Origin of the sequence: Gluconobacter sp. P5H9_a, from assembly GCF_018812085.1 — a bacterium.
In the GTDB taxonomy this organism is placed as follows: Bacteria; Pseudomonadota; Alphaproteobacteria; order Acetobacterales; family Acetobacteraceae; genus Gluconobacter.
The window spans coordinates 19749-36964 of the sequence record NZ_JACRVW010000001.1 but is presented as its reverse complement, the minus strand read 5'-3'; the positions used below and the strand labels follow the sequence as shown (position 1 = coordinate 36964).

General features: G+C 55.8%; 14 protein-coding genes and 1 tRNA gene. 3 read left to right on the top strand and 12 right to left on the bottom strand.

Annotation, left to right across the window (positions count from 1 at the left end; all coding sequences use genetic code 11):
* Nucleotides 1–7: 7 nt before the first annotated feature.
* The 4 genes from rfbD to rfbB form a co-directional block, all read right to left on the bottom strand.
* Nucleotides 8–898: a dTDP-4-dehydrorhamnose reductase gene (gene rfbD / locus KP708_RS00170; protein WP_252347315.1), complete on the bottom strand. Its 891-nt coding sequence runs from the start codon at nt 896–898 to the stop codon at nt 8–10.
* An 8-nt stretch (nt 899–906) separates the two neighbouring features.
* On the bottom strand, nt 907–1470 hold the full coding sequence (rfbC, locus tag KP708_RS00165; RefSeq protein ID WP_215749594.1) for a dTDP-4-dehydrorhamnose 3,5-epimerase: 564 nt from the start codon (nt 1468–1470) through the stop codon (nt 907–909).
* 104 nt (nt 1471–1574) lie between these two features.
* Nucleotides 1575–2447 (bottom strand): glucose-1-phosphate thymidylyltransferase RfbA, encoded by an 873-nt coding sequence (gene rfbA / locus KP708_RS00160; protein WP_202207245.1) that lies wholly within the window; start codon nt 2445–2447, stop codon nt 1575–1577.
* 20 nt (nt 2448–2467) lie between these two features.
* Nucleotides 2468–3523 (bottom strand): dTDP-glucose 4,6-dehydratase, encoded by a 1056-nt coding sequence (rfbB, locus tag KP708_RS00155; RefSeq protein ID WP_215749593.1) that lies wholly within the window; start codon nt 3521–3523, stop codon nt 2468–2470.
* A 189-nt stretch (nt 3524–3712) separates the two neighbouring features.
* Here rfbB and KP708_RS00150 point away from each other — a divergent pair, with 189 nt between their 5' ends.
* Together KP708_RS00150 and KP708_RS00145 are read left to right on the top strand one after the other, a co-directional pair.
* Nucleotides 3713–5761, top strand: coding sequence for a hypothetical protein (locus KP708_RS00150; RefSeq protein ID WP_215749591.1), 2049 nt, complete (start codon nt 3713–3715; stop codon nt 5759–5761).
* A complete protein-coding gene (locus KP708_RS00145; protein ID WP_086634871.1) occupies nt 5758–6447 on the top strand; it encodes a histidine phosphatase family protein in 690 nt (229 codons plus the stop codon). The genes KP708_RS00150 and KP708_RS00145 overlap by 4 nt, the downstream gene beginning before the upstream one ends.
* A 392-nt stretch (nt 6448–6839) precedes the next feature.
* Here the strand turns inward: KP708_RS00145 and KP708_RS00140 are convergent.
* From KP708_RS00140 to KP708_RS00105, 8 genes are all read right to left on the bottom strand, one after another.
* Nucleotides 6840–6915: transfer RNA gene (locus tag KP708_RS00140), tRNA-Lys, on the bottom strand.
* A gap of 118 nt (nt 6916–7033) precedes the next feature.
* Nucleotides 7034–7912: a ParB/RepB/Spo0J family partition protein gene (locus KP708_RS00135; RefSeq protein ID WP_215749589.1), complete on the bottom strand. Its 879-nt coding sequence runs from the start codon at nt 7910–7912 to the stop codon at nt 7034–7036.
* A 6-nt stretch (nt 7913–7918) separates the two neighbouring features.
* Entirely contained in the window at nt 7919–8719 is an 801-nt protein-coding gene (locus KP708_RS00130) for a ParA family protein (protein WP_099211280.1), read from the bottom strand.
* Nucleotides 8709–9290, bottom strand: coding sequence for a 16S rRNA (guanine(527)-N(7))-methyltransferase RsmG (rsmG, locus tag KP708_RS00125; RefSeq protein ID WP_215749587.1), 582 nt, complete (start codon nt 9288–9290; stop codon nt 8709–8711). The genes KP708_RS00130 and rsmG overlap by 11 nt, the downstream gene beginning before the upstream one ends.
* Nucleotides 9287–11143, bottom strand: a complete 1857-nt coding sequence (mnmG, locus tag KP708_RS00120) for a tRNA uridine-5-carboxymethylaminomethyl(34) synthesis enzyme MnmG (protein WP_215749585.1) — start codon at nt 11141–11143, stop codon at nt 9287–9289. Before mnmG ends, rsmG begins: the two co-directional genes overlap by 4 nt.
* Nucleotides 11144–11146: 3 nt before the next feature.
* Nucleotides 11147–12442: a tRNA uridine-5-carboxymethylaminomethyl(34) synthesis GTPase MnmE gene (mnmE, locus tag KP708_RS00115; protein WP_215749583.1), complete on the bottom strand. Its 1296-nt coding sequence runs from the start codon at nt 12440–12442 to the stop codon at nt 11147–11149.
* Between the two features lie 113 nt (nt 12443–12555).
* On the bottom strand, nt 12556–13992 hold the full coding sequence (locus KP708_RS00110; RefSeq protein WP_215749581.1) for a cytochrome c: 1437 nt from the start codon (nt 13990–13992) through the stop codon (nt 12556–12558).
* A 34-nt stretch (nt 13993–14026) separates the two neighbouring features.
* Nucleotides 14027–16291: a PQQ-dependent dehydrogenase, methanol/ethanol family gene (locus KP708_RS00105; RefSeq protein WP_215749579.1), complete on the bottom strand. Its 2265-nt coding sequence runs from the start codon at nt 16289–16291 to the stop codon at nt 14027–14029.
* A gap of 423 nt (nt 16292–16714) precedes the next feature.
* Here KP708_RS00105 and KP708_RS00100 point away from each other — a divergent pair, with 423 nt between their 5' ends.
* Nucleotides 16715–17200 carry a methylated-DNA--[protein]-cysteine S-methyltransferase gene (locus KP708_RS00100; RefSeq protein ID WP_202206863.1) on the top strand — a complete coding sequence of 162 codons (486 nt, stop codon included), beginning with the start codon at nt 16715–16717 and terminating at the stop codon, nt 17198–17200.
* Nucleotides 17201–17216 lie beyond the last annotated feature (16 nt).

Here is a 17216-nt window from a genome sequence, read left to right as displayed (position 1 = left end):
CTTATTCTCAGGTTGCTGCGAAAAGCCGGTGAACTGTCCGCGCCACGCTCTCACGCCATTCTGGCAGACGAACACCGAAAATACGATGCAGTTTCGAGCAGTCTAGTCGGGAATCCTGCGGGCGCTTGGCTGGGGTTGGCCAGTCTTCCGTCCGGATTGCACTAACTGTTGGCATGGTCTGACCATGCTTTTCTGCTTCTTCGAGCGCGGCAACAGCCAGACCGTGCCATGTCGTTTCGCCTGTGCCGCTGGCGTGATAGATGCCAGCAAATTCCGGCTTCCAGCCATCTTTTTTGATGAGGGCCAGAATAGCGAGAATAGCATCAGCCAGGTCGTCAGAACTGGTGGGGTTGCCGCTTTGATCGCCAACAACCTTGAGCGCCGGATTTTTGGCGCCAGCATTGATCATGGTCTTGACGAAATTTTTGCCGTGCGCGGAGTAAACCCAAGAGGTCCGAAGGATGATGCTCTTTGGGTTTGCCGCCAGAACAGCCTGTTCGCCGTCAGCTTTTGTGCTGCCATAGACTGTTTCAGGGCTGGTAGGATCCTCTTCCGTGTAAGGAGATCCCTTGTCACCGGAGAAAACATAGTCCGTTGAAACATGGATGAACGGAATGCCGGCCTTTGCGCAGGCTTCTGCGAGCGCCTTTGGGCCGGAGCAGTTGGCGCGTTCAGCTCCAGCTGTTTCCGTTTCTGCCAGATCAACGGCCGTCCATGCGGCTGCATTCACGACAGCTTCAGGGCGGTATTTTTCGATAGCTGCGGAAATGGTTTCCGGCTTGTCAAAGTCGAATTCAGGGCGCCCAACACGGATGATCTGATCACCCCCGATGTTCGCAAGAGACGTCGCAAGCTGGCCATTGCCGCCCGTGACGAGGATAGGACCTGTGCTGGACATAACGCGACTCACTTTTCGTAAGAGAACCAGCCCTTGGCTGCGGAGAAGTGCGGAGCGACCTTATCCTTGTCGGAAAGGATAGCTTCTTCTTCGGCGATGGGCCAATCGATATTCAGGTCTGGGCAGTTCCAGATGACGGCCCGCTCGGAAACCTTGCTGTAAAGCGATGTGCACTTATACTGAACTTCCGTGTTCTCTTCGAGAGTCACGAAACCATGCAGAAAGCCCGGCGGAACCCAGAGCTGAGACCAGTTTTCAGCAGACAGCTCTGCAGCTACCCACTGACCATAGGTCGGGGAGCCTGTACGGGCATCTACAGCAACGTCCCAGATGGCACCGCGCGTCACACGAACCAGCTTTCCCTGCTCGTAGGGGGCAAGCTGGCAGTGAAGTCCGCGCACAACGCCTTTTTCGCAGGACAGGCTCTGATTGTCCTGAACGAACGGAAGGTTGATACCCGCTTCTGTCATACGATCGAGATTGTAGGTCTCCGAAAAGAAACCCCGATTGTCACTAAAACGTGGCGGCGTGACGAGAATGACGTCGGGAATGGCGAGACGTTCAACCTTCATGACGAATTCCTTTTTATAAACGATGTCCGGGAGCGGAGACAAAACAGAGAGGGGGCAGAAAAAACGCTGTCTGGGAAATTTAGACAGCGTTTTGGACATCCAGTTCAGGAAGCGTGGTCTGCCAGTTCAAGCAGAAGGCGGCCGAGTTCTGTTTTGCCCATTTTTTTCGCGTGGGCACGAAGCTGGTCAGCGTTGATGAACTTGTTGCGGAACGCGACTTCAGCAGGTGAGCCAACCAGCATGCCCTGACGGGACTGAATGGTCTGAACGAAGGTTCCAGCCTGCATCAGGCTATCTGGCATACCAGCATCAAGCCAGGCACAGCCACGACCAAGGCGGTCAACCTGCAGGGTGCCTTCTTCAAGATACATACGGTTGAGATCAGTGATTTCCAGCTCGCCACGGGGGCTGGGCTTCACCTTCTTGGCGAAATCCACCACACGGTGATCATAGAAATACAGACCTGTGACGGCCCAATGGGATTCCGGTTGAGCTGGTTTTTCTTCGACTTTTAGAGCTCGGCCGCTTTCATCAAACGAGACCACGCCATAGCGCTCAGGATCACGGACCTGATAGGCGAAGACGGTTGCGCCTTCCGGCCGGTTCGATGCTGCGCGCAGCAGCACACCCAGATGTTCGGAGAAGATCAGATTGTCGCCGAGAGCGAGTGCGCAAGGAGCGCCCTGGATCCAATCCTCGGCAATCAGAAACGCCTGTGCCAGACCGTCTGGGGACGGCTGAACCCGGTATTCAAACTTCACGCCAAACTGTGATCCATCGCCCAGAAGACGCTGGAACTGCGGCATGTCGTGCGGGGTCGTGATGATCATGATATCCCGGATTCCCGCCAGCATCAGCGTGGAAAGAGGATAATAGATCATCGGTTTGTCATAGACTGGCAGGAGCTGCTTTGAGGAAGCAAGCGTCATGGGATACAGGCGTGTGCCCGAACCGCCAGCCAGGATAATGCCCTTCATGGGCTTCGTCTCGATCGTGCTCATGCGCGTGTTCCCAGTCGCTGTCCCGTATAACGCTTGGAACGGATTCCTTCCCACCAGTCACGGTTGTCGAGATACCACTGAACCGTTTTGCGGATGCCAGTTTCGAAATCGTTCTTGGCTTTCCAGTCCAGCTCTTTTTCGGCATGGGACGGGTCGATTTCATAGCGGAAATCATGGCCGGGACGGTCTGTCACATAACGGATCAGACGCTCACGCGGGCCTTCCGGGTCTGGCAGGAGTTCATCCAGAACGGCACAGATCTTCTTGACGACTTCGAGGTTCGTGCGCGGCTGACGGGCACCGATGGCATAGGTCTCACCGGGTTTGCCAATTTCGACAGCGCGGACGAGAGCTTCAGCATGGTCTTCAACGAACAGCCAGTCGCGAATGTTCTCACCCTTGCCATAAACCGGCAATTCACGACCTTCGATGGCATTGATGGTCACGAGCGGAATGAGCTTTTCCGGGAAGTGCCAGACACCGTAGTTGTTGGTCGTATTGGTGACGAAAGTTGGCAGACCGTAGGTATGATACCAGGCACGAACCAGATGATCAGACGAGGCTTTTGATGCGGAGTAGGGGCTGCGTGGATCGTAAGGGGTCGTCTCGGTGAAAGGCGGATCGTTTGGCTCTAGATGGCCAAACACTTCATCCGTTGAAATGTGATGGAAGCGGAAAGCCGCTTTCTCATCATTTCCAAGATTGCTCCAGTATTTCCGGGCAGCTTCCAGAAGAGAGTAAGTGCCGACAATATTTGTCTGGACAAAAACGCCTGGACCATCAATCGAGCGGTCTACATGGCTTTCAGCAGCAAGATGCATGACTGCATCCGGACGGTATTCTTCGAAAAGGCGTTGCATTTCAACGCCATTCACGATGTTTGACCGTGCGTGAGAGTAACGCGGATCGGAAGAAACTTCGGATACGGTGTCTTCGGACGCTGCATATGTCATGCAGTCCACATTCAGAACGCTGTGTTCAGTGTTCCTGATAATATGACGCACCACGGCCGAACCTATGAAGCCGCAACCGCCTGTCAACAATATCCGCATTTCAACCTCTTAACATCACGGTAGGAGCTTCAGCCCCGTCACGAAGAAGTATCTTACAGTGTTGTACAAGAGGCGCAAATTTTGCTTGTGGTAATATTTAGTGAAACCAATTGCCGTAACCATTAAGGCCTCGCCCCGAGTTCCGTAATGAGCTACCCAGACATTCCTGTTAGGCAGGAGATTAGAGGTATGCTGGCTGATATACTGACCCGATCGCTTGTAGACGTTTTGGAACGTCCGGACCTGCGGGTCGTGGCTGCAGGACTTATGCCCGAGCTCGATATTTCGCTGGAGCAGTCTTTTCAGTTGGGTGAGAATCTCCTGTCTGAAGCAAGTTCAGTAACGGGGCGAGCATGTCTGAAACTAGGTGAGCCATGTTTGCGGACGCCCGGTTTAGCGCCGACATTTCTTCGCCAGGCTGTTGAACTCTTTCGACTTCTGCATAATGGGGCAGATGTCCGCCTTGCGAGCTTTGCTGCTGCCCGTGTCGCAGCGCTGTTTCATGCGCTCGATACGAATGCGGTCAATCCGCTTCCACGGGAATTGGCTCTTTGTGCGGGAGACGTTCCGGACAGCACAACGCTTCTGGCACTCTGGACTAGCCTGAAGCACCACCTGTCAAACCCTCCGGAATTCACCGAAGATGACGCAAAGCGCCTCAGACCCGTTCTTGTGCGGCTGTGGCACGTTATGGCCCCGGCAGAAACACTGATGAGTAGCGGCGGGGATTCTCGCCTGGCCGTTGATCCCGAAACTGGCCTGAACAAGTATTCTTGTTCTCATCGCCCACGCCCATGGGCCGTGACGTTCGGTTCTTCCACAGCATCCTCTTTGTCAGAACGAGGTTTTGGGGGCGCTGAATTTGCGCGCTGCATGATGATGAATGCGCTCCTGTCAAAGCAGGACCCGGATCTCGTGCAGGAAAGCATGGTCAGAAGTGCGCGTGCAGGTATCGGGCGGCATTATGGTTTGCTGGAAGATGCCGTTCTTCTGTCCGCATCCGGCACGGATTGTGAACTTGCTGTGCTTGCCCTTGTGGCGGCTGGAACAGATCGACCAGTCAGTTCCATTCTTCTGGCTCCTGATGAGACAGGGAGTGGGGTGCCCTTGGCCGCTCGTGGGCGTCACTTCGCGGGTGATAGCGCATGCTCTACGACAGTCGGAAAGGGGGAACTGATTGAGGGATTCCCCGAAGACACACAACTGTTTTGCGTTCCCATTCGGAATGAGGATGGAACCTCGCGTCTGCTTGAAGACATTAATGCGGAATGTAGGGAGTTGGCCCAACGAGAAGTGAAGGCTGGCCGACACGTCCTGCTGCATCGTTTGGATCAGTCAAAAACGGGTCTTGCAGCACCTGATATGGAAACGGTTGCAGAGTTGCAGGCTGAGTTGGGAGAGCACCTCAGTGTTGTTGTAGATGCCTGCCAGGCACGCCTTAGCCCATCGCGTGTTTCAGAATGGGTTAAAGATGGTCTGCTAGTTATGATCACAGGGTCAAAATTCTTTACCGGACCACCGTTCTGTGGGGCTCTTCTGCTGCCAGATGTAATCCTGGAGAAGATGTCATCGCTTTCGCTCCCCAAAGGCTTGAAGTCTTATGGAAATCGGGACGAGTGGCCTGAGCAGGCTGACAGGCACGCGTTGAATGAGGGCCATAATATCGGTCTGGCCCTCCGCTGGCATGCGGCTCTCGCTGAAATGGATGCGCTCTTCTCGCTTCCTGACTCCCTGATTCGCCAGAGACTCAATGATTTCATGACTGAGGCTGTTAAGCTGGTAGAGGCCAGTCCTACCTGCACGTTACTGCCAGTCGGAAAACCCATTGATGATGGTCGGTGGGACGCTGTGCCGACCATTCTGTCATTTCTGGTGGAAGACCCCAAAAATCCGGATGCGCCTCTCGGACTGGAAGATGCCCGTAAGTTGCACCGGTGGCTCAATGCAGATCTTTCACCATGGGTAGGGGAGGGCGAGGCAGCACTTCTCTGTGTTCTTGGCCAGCCTGTTCCGGTTCCACATCCCTTGGTGACTGGTCATGCCGGAGCTTTGAGATTGTGTGGCGGTGCGCGTCTGGTCTCAGGCGAGCCATCGCACGAAGGTCTGGATGAAAAGCAGCGCTTGCAGCGGGAGTGCGCAGACGCGAAGCGGGTGCTTGCCAAACTTGAGCTCATTTTGGAAAACTGGGACGTTCTTCTGGACGCCAACCCTGTTCCCCGTTACGCGCCTCTCTCATGACACAGACAGACCAAGCCGTCCCTCATGGACACTTTCTTGATACGCCTGAACTGCCACGCGGTATTACCCGCTTCTGGTTGATCAGACATGCCGTTGTAGAGGCGAGCGCGCGCAAGACCATGTATGGCGCAATGGACGTTCCGCTTTGCAGGGATGCGATGGCGAGCCAGCAGGGTGGATACGCTGCTCTGGCCCGAAGGCTGCCGTCCGATGCTGTCTGGTATACCTCACCGCTGCAAAGGGCACGGGACACTGCTGCACAGATACGCTGCGCAGGAGCGTTTACACACGCTGACGTCACGGTTGATCCAAGATTTATTGAGCAATCTATCGGAGAGTGGCACGGAACGCCGCACGATCAGTTTCTCTCTCTGCTGAGGCTGCCGCCTAATCCATTCTGGTCTTTGTCAGCCAGTGAGTTGCCGCCAGGCGGAGAAAGCATGCTGGATGTTTGTGCACGCGTCTCCCATGGGCTGGAAGATCTTGCTAACGCAAATGCTGGTCAGGACATGGTTGTTGTGAGCCACGGTGGCGCGATCCGGGCCGCACTTTCACATGCTCTGGCCATTCACCCTGACATTGCTCTGCGCTTCACTATTCAAAATCTGTCGATTTCGATTATCGAGCGTATCAATGGGCTGTGGCGTGTTGTGGCTGTTAACGAACTGCCAGATTTTCGGGGATAAACCGGGGATGCCTCTGAGGAGGTCTTGGTCAGGTATTCTTTTTCTTTAAGCGAGCGCTTGTCACATCAACAATCCATTGCATCAGGCAACCGCCGAGTGCAGCCAGAATATAGGATGCGTGATGGTAATCTTGCAGAAGTTTGTATGTCAGAACTGCGAACAGCGCCGAGCAAAAATTCCTTAAAGCTTTTTCCTATCGTCTTTTTGTCGTCAAAAAAGACGATAGGAATATTTCATTATCACCAAAGAAAGCTCTTCTAAGGGGCTATTATTTTAATTTTTGTGAAAACGTTCGAGCGAATGTTTTCTAAAAGCGAGAGTAACCAGATTTGAAAATCCAGATAAAACTCTTTGAGATGCATATTTTCAAGGGTAAGACCGGAAACGGAGCTTGGTGGGCACACAAGGGCTCGAACCTTGGACCCGCTGATTAAGAGTCAGCTGCTCTACCAACTGAGCTATGTGCCCGTCGCTCCGTTTCCGGTGAGGCGCCTTATAAAGGGGAATCAGGAGTGCGCGCAAGGGGTTTTTTTCAGATTAATATGAAAAAACTCAAAAAACTGAGGTGCCCTTTGATAACTGTCTCTTATTCCCGATTGAGAAGACGCATGAGGCTCTCAAACTGCTCCAGAGACCGGTAATCGATCTTCAAGGAGCCGCCCTTTTTTCCATCGTAAGCGATGTGGACTTTGAGTCCCAGCCGGAGAGCCAGATCTTCTTCAATCTGGACAATCTCTGCGTCCCGGCGCTTTTTCTGAACGGCTTTCTTCTCTGATTTCTCAGCGACAAGAGCTTCTGTCTGGCGGACATTCAGCCCTTTTTCCAAAACAATTTTGGCCGCTGCTATCGGGTCTGGATGGCTCAGAAGGGCACGGGCATGTCCGGCTGATAGCTCACCACGGCGGACATGGGCCCGGATCTCTGGCGGCAGGTTCAGCAAGCGCATTGTATTGGTGATGTGAGGGCGGGATTTCCCGACTGCTCCCGCCAGTTCTTCCTGAGTCAGGGTATAATCTGTGATGAGCCGCTGAAGGCCTTCGGCTTCTTCGATCGGGTTCAGGTCGGCGCGCTGAAGGTTTTCCACAAGCGCGGCTGCCATGGCATCCGTGTCATCCAGTTGGCGCACATGCACGGGGACACTATGCAGCCCGGCAAGCTGAGAGGCGCGCCACCGCCGCTCTCCTGCGATGATCTGGTATCGCTCAGGGTTGGCCGGGTCTGGTCGGACGAGGAGGGGCTGCAGCACGCCGCGGGACCGAATGGAATTGGCCAGTTCTTCCAGTCGCTCAGGGTTCATGTCCTGACGGGGCTGAAAGGGGCTGGGCTCCAGCACGTCAACGGGCAGGGACGTATGCTGCTGAACAGGCGCATTGGCGCGCGTAGCTCGGGCAAGTTGGGGAGCTTGATCGCCCAGAAGGGCGGCAAGACCACGACCGAGGCGCGGGGAGGAGTCCTTTTTGGCCATCGCAGCTTACGCCTTTGTCCTGTTCTCGGTTCGCTTCAGAAGTTCGTCCGCCAGTGCCACATAGGCGACTGCGCCTGTGGAGCGCGCATCATAATTCAGCACCGGGCTGCCATGGCTCTGAGCTTCGGAAATACGAATATTTCTTGGGATCAACGTTTCAAGAACCTGCTCACCGAAGAAACCCCGCGCATCCTGTGCGACGAGTTCTGAAAGATTGTTCCGTCGATCATACATGGTCAGCACAATGCCTTCGAGATGCAGATCTGCATTGAAAGCACGACGCACACGGTCAATGGTTCGAACGAGCTGACTGATCCCTTCCAGCGCAAAGAACTCACACTGTAGCGGCACGAGAACGCTGTCTGCAGCGACGAGGGCATTGAGCGTGAGAAGGCCAAGGCTGGGCGGGCAATCGATCAGAATGGTATCGTAGTCGCCTTCAAGGGAGCGCAGAGCATCCCTTAGACGATATTCACGACGCTCATCTGCGATCATCTCAAGCTCAGCACCAGCCAGCTCATTATTGGCGGTGATAATCGAAAGATTTTCGAACTCTGTCGGCTGTGCGAGAGCCTGAGGCTCCGCTTCCTGCATCAGGGCGGCATACGTGCCAATATTCCGCTGATCATACTCAATGCCCAACCCGGTCGAGGCATTGCCTTGAGGGTCCAGATCAACGAGCAGGACGCGCTGTTTCCGTGCCAGCGCTGCGGCTAGGTTGATTGTGGTCGTGGTTTTGCCGACACCGCCCTTCTGGTTGGTGACGGCAATGATGCGGGTGGTGGGGGATACGGAATTAGACGACACGCTTGAAATCACTGACCTTGATAATGGCTCCGCCGGGGTCGGTGCGGCTGGGAAGAATGGTAGATGTCATGTGCCAGTCACGGCTTGCCTCGGTCAACTCATCCTGCGCCTTTATGCCTTTGAGAAACAGACAAAATCCGTTTTCTTTCAGCAGAGGGCGTGCCCATCCGAGAAGTTTGACGAGAGGCGCCAATGCACGGGCTGTAATAATGTCCGCTTCTGGCGGGGTTGCTGACTCAATCCGCTTTGGAATGACCGTGACTTTGGCTCCGCAGATGCGACCAGCTTCCCGGAGGAAGGCACATTTCCGCTGGTCGGACTCAATCAACGTCACAGGATTATCTGTTGCGATTGCCAGAATAAGGCCAGGAAAGCCTCCGCCTGAGCCCAGATCAGTAATGGTTGCATCGGCAGGAATCATGTCTGCAAGTTGTAGGCTGTCCTGGATATGGCGTGGCCACAATTGGCCCAGATCTTTTGGGCTGACCAGATTGATCTTCGCATTCCATTGCACGAGCAGGTCTGCGAAGCGTTCCAGTCTCTCCTGCGTTTCACGTGAAACGGTGGTCATGACAGGGTCCTTACATGGGCCAGCAGGGCAACCAGCGCAGCGGGGGTTACACCTCGCACACGTTGCGCAGCTGCAAAGCTGGTTGGTCGTGCCTGAGTAAAACGCTCACGCATCTCACTGCTCAGGCCGCCGATAGCGTTGTAATCCAGATTGTCCGGAAGAGCGATGGCGCTTTCAGATGCAAGCTGCTTGATCTCGCGATCCTGCCGTTGGAGATAGCCGCCGTAGCGGGCTTCCGTCTCCACGTGGCGGCGGATACGGAGAGGGAGGGCACCAAACCATGGCGCCAGATCCAACACCTTCGAATGATCGCCGTTGCTGGCCAGAACATCCAGAATGCTGCGACGCCGCCCATCCAGAGAGACCTCAAACCCGACGTCCTTGAGGGCTTGGGGCAGGAAGGTCGTCGATGCTGCCAGTGCCATGGCCGCGTCAATCTGGGTTTTCATGTCGGTAAAGGCTTCAGCGCGTTCAGATAGAATGCAACCGGCTTCCATGCCTTTTGGCGTAAGTCGTAGGTCTGCATTGTCAGCCCGAAGGCTCAGGCGATACTCGGCCCGTGACGTGAACATGCGGTAGGGCTCGCTGATGCCGTGCAATGTCAGGTCGTCAATCATGACACCCAGATAAGCATCGCTCCGATCCAGAATGAGCGGATCGTTTCCGGCGGTCGCGCGAGCGGCATTCAGGCCAGCAAGAAGACCCTGAGCGCCGGCTTCCTCATAGCCTGTCGTGCCGTTGATCTGCCCCGCCAGGTAAAGGCCAGGTAGGCTGCGCAACTGAAGTGAGGGCATCAGTTCTCGCGGGTCGACGTAATCGTACTCCACCGCGTATCCGGCTGTGACGATCCGCGCTTTTTCCAGCCCTGGCATCGAAGCGATCATGAGGGCCTGAACATCAGCGGGAAGGCTGGTGCTGATCCCGTTCGGGTAAACAAGGTCACCCCCGGGATTCCCAGGAAGCGCTTCGGGCTCAAGAAAAACCTGATGGGAAGACCGCTCTGCGAAACGGACAACCTTGTCCTCAATCGACGGGCAATATCGTGGGCCACGGCCTGCAATCGCGCCACCATACATGGCTGAACGGTGCAGGTTTTCGTTGATGATCCGGTGCGTTTCAGGTGTGGTTTGGCTGATCCGGCATGAGACCTGGGCGTTGGTGATGCTGCTCGTCAAAGGGCTGAACGGCTCTGGAACTTCATCACCCCGATCTTCAGGCAGGTTCTCCCAGTCAATGCTGTCTCGGGCAATGCGTGGTGGTGTGCCAGTCTTGAGGCGGCCCATACGAAGCTTCAGAGCTTCCAGTCGTTCTCCCAGCTTGGTGGCGGGCGCTTCACCGATGCGCCCCGCAAGCTGCTGTTCGTGGCCGACATGGATGACACCGCGCAGGAATGTGCCCGTCGTGAGCACCACGGCGCCACCGCGGAAAGACCGACCATCTTCGCAGATCACACCACGAATATGCCCGTTCTCTTCAATCAGATCTCCAACCGCACCTGCCATGATGGTCAGGTTGGCTGTTTCTGCCAGAAGGGTTTGAATGGCCGTTCTGTAAAGGGAGCGATCTGCCTGCGCGCGCGGGCCATGTACAGCCGGTCCCTTGGAGCGATTGAGCAGCTTGAAATGGATGCCAGCGCGATCAGCGGCTTTGCCCATCAGGCCATCCAGCGCATCAATCTCACGCACGAGATGCCCTTTGCCAATCCCGCCGATGGCTGGGTTGCAAGACATAGCCCCGATGGTTTCGAGCTTGTGCGTCAACAGGAGCGTCTTGGCCCCAAAGCGCGCTGACGCTGCGGCTGCTTCACAACCAGCATGGCCGCCGCCGATCACGATGACATCGAAATCGCTCAAAACTTACTTCCCGATACAGAACTGCCCGAAAATTGCATCGAGCAGGGATTCAACATCAACACGTCCTGTCAGACGTCCCAGAGCCTGCATGGACAGGCGTAATTCTTCTCCGCGCAACTCGGGCCACGTGGCACCTCGGGCGAGATCCAGATGCGTAACAGCTTCCTGAATGCCTGCACGGTGGCGAGCACGGGTCAAAGGCGGCGCTCCGGCATTGGCCGTCATCGCTGAGACCCGTTTGGTCAGGAAGGCTCGCAGTTCTGACAGACCTTCACCCGTCTGGGTGCTGATGCCTAGCATGTTCGGGGGCGCTGGTGCGATGTCGATTTTTGTTCGGACAGAAATTTCATTGGAAGACAAAGCATCTTCTGCTTCATCTGGCCCAATGAGGTGCAGAATAACGTCCGCCTGTTTCACGTGAAACAGTGCCCGGCGAATACCTTCCGCCTCAATCTCATCTTCAGTTTCCCGCAGCCCGGCGGTGTCGATCAGACGAAGACGAACGCCATCCAGAACCCAGTCTACCGCAATGGCATCCCGTGTTGTTCCTGCGCGGTGAGTGACAATAGCTGCGTCATATCCGGATAACGCATTGAGAAGGCTTGATTTTCCTACGTTTGGCGAGCCTGCGATCACGACCGTCAGCCCTTGTCGCATCAGTTCTCCACGGTTGTCCTGAAGATGAGCGGACATCTCGTTATGTAGAGCTGACATCTCGGCCAGAAGAGTGTGTTCCACCTCGGGGGGAAGGTCTTCATCAGGAAAGTCGATCAGAGCTTCCTGATGGGCCAGAACAAGCCTTAACCGTTGAGCCCATCCGTCATAAAGGCGGCTTAGCGCCCCATCGGCCTGTTGCAGAGCCTGTCTGCGCTGGCTTTCAGTCTCGGAATCGACAAGGTCTGCGATGGCTTCTGCCTGCAGGAGATCCAGTCGGCCCTTCTGCACGGCGCGCTTTGTGAATTCTCCCGGCTCTGCAGGGCGGGCGCCCAGATCCGTCAGGGCGTCAGCGACACGTGCAATAACGGCCGGACCTGCATGCAGGTGCAGCTCGAACCCATCTTCTCCGGTGTAGGATTTTGGCCCTGGCAGCCAGAGCACCACAGCATGATCCATCACCTCGCCCTGATGGCGAAGGCTCCGGAGGCTGGCACGCCGAGGCTCGGGCAAGGACCCGCATAGGCTTTGGAGAACAGAGGCGCTCCCCGGTCCGCTGGCGCGCATGATGGCGATTGCCGCGCGGCCTGCGCCTGTGGCCAGAGCAAAAATGACCTGGGGGTCCGAGGAGGAAAAGGGGTTCATGCCCCTTTATGTAATGCAGGACGTCGTCATGTGAAATCGGCCTGCACAAAAGAAAACGGGCGGCCCGTTTCCGGACCGCCCGTTTCTTTCAGACCGATAGGGTCAGAAGAGGCTTATTGAGCCTCGTCCACGCCCGTATGAGTCTGCGGGGAGAAGGTCCAGCCTTCGCCGTAAGGTTGTGGCATGTAAGCCATCCAGCCTTTGGAAGAGACATTCCAGCCTGCGGTGGAAACCGCAGCGCCCGTCGTGCGGAGCTTGCGGATATCCGAAGCAGACAGCGTGCCTGGAGCCTGGTTACCCCAGCTCTTGCGCATGAAGTTGACGGCGTCTGCGATCTGCTGGTCAGACAGATGATCGCGGAAGCCTGGCATGGCAACAGCAGAGGGTGCTGTGTTCGTCGGAGGCAGAATGCCACCGAAGGTCACGATGTTGGCCATCGAGGTTGCATCGTCCGTGATGACAACCGGGTTACCAGCCAGAGGCGGGAACATGCGGTTGACGCCTGTACCGTCGTTCATGTGGCAGATGGAGCAGTTGTGGAGGTAAACTTCTGCACCTGCATCACCCTTACCACCTGCTTCCAGCAGGGCAGTTGCCTTGCCATCGTCCTGACCAAGGTTCTTGCCTTCAGGCACGGCAGGCATGCTCTTCAGGTACTTGGCTGTGGCGTGCAGGTCGTCGTCCGTCCAATGCTGGGTGCTGTAGGCCACCACGTCAGCCATACCACCGAAGACGGCAGAATGGTCGATACGGCCGCTCTTCAGGAACTGGGCAATGTCGTCTTCAGACCAGCGACCCAGACCTGTGTCGCTGTTGCTGCGCAGGCTTGGAGCAATCCAGTTGTCGATTGGTGCACCACCAGACAGATAGGCGTTGCCGTCCTTGGCCGTGTAACCCTTGACCTGCATGGCCATACCACGAGGCGTATGGCACTCGCCGCAATGGCCTGGGCCATTCACCAGATATTCGCCGCGAGCCACTTCCGGATCGGAAATGCTCTTATCGAGGCCTGGCGTGACGGTTGGAACAAACATTGCGCGCCAGATGGCAAGCGGCCAGCGCATGTTCATCGGCCAAGAGATACCTGGCTGCTTGTTCTGAAGAGCAACCGGCTTCACCCCATGCATGAAGAAGGCATACATGGCCTTGATGTCGTCATCGGACAGGCGGGCGAACTCAGGATACGGCATGGCCGGATAGACCGTTGCGCCGTCCTTACGGATGCCTTTGCGGATCGCCTTCGTGAAGTCTTCCAGCGTGTAGCTGCCGATACCGTATTTTGGGTCCGGCGTAATGTTGGTGGAGTAGATCGTGCCAATCGGGCTCTTGATCTCCAGACCACCAGCATAAGGCTGGCCGTGTAGTGCGGTATGACAGGCGACGCAGTCAGACAGGCGGGCCACGTAGGCACCGCGCTGAATCAGGGCGTCATCAGCGTCCTGGGCTTGGGCAGCGCCAAAAGACACTGCCATAAGGCCGACTGCGGCCGCGAATTTCCATCCCTGTTTCATCTCAGATACCAGTCTGTCCCGAGTTAATGCCTTGAGCATGTCACGTCATTCCTTTCAGCGTGACGGTTTCCCGTCACGGATGGTCCGGCGTTGCAGGCGCAACCGAACCCTGAGGGACGTTGAGGAATTCGTCGTTCGGGACGCCTGCCTCATTCTCTCGGGCCTTGACTTCGTCTGCGTAGGACTCGTTGGCGCGCTTTACGATGAAGTTGCGGATGTCTTCGATTTCAGCCGGAGACATGGACGTGTCGAAACGATCCATACCGTAGGCCGTCAGAGCACCCTTGCCGACAAGCTTGTAGAACTTCTCAGGCCCGCGGATCGCACCGGACCAACGCAGGTCAGGCAGAACGCCGCCAGAGATGCTGTTGTCGCCGTGGCAGGCTGCACAATAGGTCTGGAACTGGAAGTAACCGTCCTTGGTCTTGGCTTCGTCCCACTTCTCAGGCGGCTTCACCGGAACAAATCCAAGCTCGTTCTTGGCAGGCAGCTTATCGTTGCCATCAAGAGCGAAGGCGATGATTCGTGAGTGGTTGACGGTCCAGCCGGAGGTCCGGGCTACGCCACCCAGGAAGAATGGATAGATACCGCCCCAACCCACTTCAACTGCAACATACTGCTTACCGTGAGCCGTATAGGTCACCGGAGGAGCAATGATGGCGCTCTGGGCTGGGAACTTGAACAGATCCTTGCCTGTCGTAGCGTCGTAAGCATGGAATTCACCGGTCGCGAGACCCTGGAACAGAACGCCGCCAGCCGTGGCGAGAAGGCCACCATTCCACGGACCCTTGTGGTCAACCGTGAACGCTGCCTGCTGCTTCTGCGGATCCCAGGCCACGATCCAGCCCTTCAGATCTTTCAGGAACTGGGCTTTGTCAGCCTTGTGCTGCGGATCGTTGTCATCCAGCAGGCCGATCTTGTTCATGTCCAGACCAAGGTTCCAGCTATCGTGGTGAGCTTTGAAGCCACCCTTCTGCGGGTCATAGACGAACGGAACCTGCTGAGCCGGGATGTAAACCAGCTTCGTCTGCGGGCTGTAAGCCATGGCAGCAAAGTTATGGCCACCCAGATCGCCCGGAATGCCGTACCAGGGCTTGCCGTTCAGCGTCCACAGAGCGTCGGGGTTATAGTTCGGACGACCCGTTACAGGGTCCAGACCATTGGCCCAGTTCTCGTAGGTGTAAGGCTTGCCGGAAATGAACTTACCGGTCTTGGCATCGAGGATATAGAAAAAGCCGTTCTTTGGCGCATGAACGAGCACATGGCGCATTTCGCCATTGATCGGCATGTCGAGCGCCATGATCTGCTGAACCGAGGTGTAATCCCACTGGTCCATCGGCGTTTCCTGGAAATGCCAGACGTATTTGCCGGTATCAGGATTGATGGCCACGATGCTGCCGAGGAAGAGGTTGTTTCCTTTTCCTTCAGAACGGAACTTGTAGTTCCATGGCGAGCCGTTACCGACGCCCAAGTAGACGAGATCTGTGACCGGGTCATAGATCAGCGAGTCCCAGACGGTACCGCCGCCGCCCTGCTGCTTCCATGCGCCGCCCTTACCCCATGTCGGGTAAGCCTTGGACATCAGCACATCGTCAGAAGCGGCGCCGTCCGGCTTGTTGTCGGGGTTCGGAACGGTAAAGAAGCGCCAGTTCAGCTTGCCTGTTTCAGCGTCATACGCTGTCACGAAGCCACGGGCGCCGAACTCTGCACCACCGTTGCCGACGATGACCTTGCCCTTGGCAATACGCGGGGCGCCATCAAGCGTGTAAGAGCGCTGGTGACCGAGCTGTGCTTCCTTTGGAACCGTGTAAACGCTCCAGACCAGCTTGCCGGTCTTGGCGTCCAGAGCGATCAGACGACCGTCGAACGTGCCAAAATAGACCTTGCCGTTCCAGTAAGCCGCACCACGGTTGACCGTATCGCAGCAGCCGCGGTCAGCGATATTGCCGGGAACTTTTGGATCGTAGGACCAGAGCAGTTTGCCTGTTGCTGCATCCAGAGCCTTCATTTTGCTCCAGTTGGTCGTGGCATACATGACGCCATCGACGATCAGCGGCGTACCTTCCTGCCCACGATTGGTATCCAGATCATAATGCCATGCAAGCTTCAGGTTGCCGGCATTGTCCTTTGTGATCTGGTCCAGCGGGCTGTAGCGCTGCTCGGAATAGGTCCGGCCATAGCTCATCCAGTCTCCTGGATGCTGGTCGGCGTTGGTGATGGCGGTACCGGTGTCCTCAGCGAGGGCAAGAGGGGAAGCTGCGCAGAATGCCAGTGCGGCTGCGCAGCCTAGAAGGCGCTTCTTCGTAACGTTGATCGGCGTCAGTAGACCAGAGACCATGATCCGACTGTCCTTTTTGCAAAGACTGTTCTTATTGCTGATATTCCGGACCGCTTAAGTCCTGATAGATGCCTTACAGGTAAGGAATCATCAGTTTTTCAAGTTGCCTGGAAAACCAGCATCACGAGAACTTACTACTCCTTATCTTATTGTTTATAGAAAACTGGGCTTCTGACGTTTCCGTGATCGTTATGCTGGCAAAAATCTGAAAACAAGTAGATGAGAACTGTTCTCAAAAACTAATGACCTGCATATGGGGCATCCTGTCGCGTTTTTGACACACGAATGGCTATTTCCCAACAGATTGCAGAGTATTTCAGGAAAGGATACGAAAATAGTTCCATATGTTTTTTGAGAATATCGGCCTCCCGGAATATGCAGGGCATGCATACGTTTTTTTTACCGGGACTCTTTTAGGGAAGCATGATTGACGCTTTCCGAGGCATCGGGCAGCCTAACTGTATGCCACAGCTATCCTGTTATTCCCCCTTGGGTGCCCTGACCATCAGTGAAGACGAAGGGCGTATTGTCGCCCTCGACTGGGGATGGGGACGCGATCAGGAGCAGACTCCGCTCCTCGTAAAAGTTCGGGATCTGCTCGAACAGTATTTCGATGGCGAAAAGGTAGATTTTTCCAGTCTGCCATTCTCTCCATATGGCACGCCGTATCGCCAGAAGGTCTGGCAGGCAATCCTTGAAATCCCCTACGGAGAGACCCGAACATACGCCCAGATTGCGGCTCAGGCTGGTGGATCAGCCCGGTCCATAGGCGGAGCAATGGGCGCGAATCCGATCCCTGTTCTGATCCCGTGTCATCGTGTTGTGGGAACAAACGGGCTTGGAGGCTATTCGGGCCTGAATGGTGTTGTAGACAAGAGAATTCTCCTCAATCTCGAAAAGGGTGAGTGAGAAAGCCCAATAAAAA